This is a genomic window from Komagataeibacter ossonobensis (assembly GCF_057359305.1).
Genome location: NZ_JBXAYQ010000118.1, coordinates 1 through 1236, shown reverse-complemented (window position 1 = coordinate 1236; position 1236 = coordinate 1). Strand labels below are relative to the sequence as shown.

Annotated in this window: 1 protein-coding gene and 2 pseudogenes; all 3 read left to right on the top strand. The window is 61.7% G+C overall.

Annotated elements, in window-relative coordinates:
- Positions 1–192 (top strand): annotated as a pseudogene (locus tag AC1RQ9_RS18945) (hypothetical protein); the annotation flags it as partial.
- The gene (locus AC1RQ9_RS18940; RefSeq protein ID WP_217420556.1) at positions 185–598 is read left to right on the top strand and encodes a hypothetical protein; all 414 of its coding nucleotides are present in this window, start codon (positions 185–187) and stop codon (positions 596–598) included. The pseudogene AC1RQ9_RS18945 and the gene AC1RQ9_RS18940, both read left to right, overlap by 8 nt.
- Before the next feature lie 163 nt (positions 599–761).
- Positions 762–1236, top strand: a pseudogene (locus AC1RQ9_RS18935) (phosphoadenosine phosphosulfate reductase family protein); the annotation flags it as partial.

The window sequence follows — 1236 nt, the reverse complement described above, 5'->3', positions numbered from 1 at the left end:
AAGGCGGCAGTGGTCGAATTTTCCGCTTTCACGGCGGTTCCCAGAGTCACGTCGGACGAACTGGCCCGGCTGAGAGAGCGTGGCTCTGTCACCGAAATCTGCGGAAAGGACGTGATGGTGTGGCATTGCCCATGGCGGGAAGCCAAGACACTGAGCGAATTTGTCCTGGTAAGGGAGGACGGCAATGCCTGATTTTTGTATCACGCTGGTTGAGCGCCTGTTTGAAGCGGACGCCGGCGATTTCAGGGTCACGGCGACGGACGCCGAGGCGGCTGCGCGGATCGTCCTCAATGCGGTCCCCGACAGTGTGGACTCTGACGGGATCCGGACCACCATTCTGCCTGACGGTCAGGAAGTGGACCTTGAGGTCGAGGAAGTCGTCCATGGCGAGATCGTGGCCATGGTCCACGATGCGGGAACTGGCGTGCTGCAGGGACAGTTTGGGTTTTCCCTTGTTTTCAGCCCGGGCCGAGAGGCAGCCTTCGTTCTCGCCAGAGTGATGGATCGTGTCCTTGCGGATGACGGTGAGCGGGACACTCATGCAGCCTGCGTGCTGCTGCGCCGGTATCTGCACGAATACCTGAACGCGGACGCGTAGGAAAAGCAGGAAGAAACAGGAAAAAATATGCCCGAAGGGCCATCGCGCCTCAAACGGTGGCTCTTGTCCCGCTCCGCGGGCCTGCGATGCCGGTGCACGCGCCGCGTTTGACCCGCGATATCCCTTCGGACCGCCAGAAGACATTCAGACAAGGAGAATGTCCATGGTGACCGCAAGCCTGTCATCCCGCCTGGGAACTGTCGTGTCGGGGCAGGGAGAGATGCCTGATCTGGCGCGTTATGATCACGTCATCGTCGCCTGTTCCTTTGGCAAGGATTCCCTCGCCAGTACGCTGCACCTGCTCGAAAAGGGCGTGGCGCCGCAGCGCATCGAGTGGTGGCACCATCTTGTGGACGATGACGGGGACGTTTTTGACTGGCCGCATGTGCCCGATTACGGGCGGCATCTGGCTGCAGCCCTTGGCGTCAGGCTGCATTTCTCCGCGCGCCAGGGTGGGATCGTGCGGGAAATGCTGCGCGATAATGCGCCGACCGCACCGGTCTGGTTCGATACCCCGACAGGGCGGGTCACTGTCGGTGGCAAGGGGCCGCCCAATACGCGACGCCGCTTCCCGCAGGTTTCGGCGAACCTGTCGGTCCGCTGGTGTTCCCCATACGCCAAGATCATGGTTGCGGATG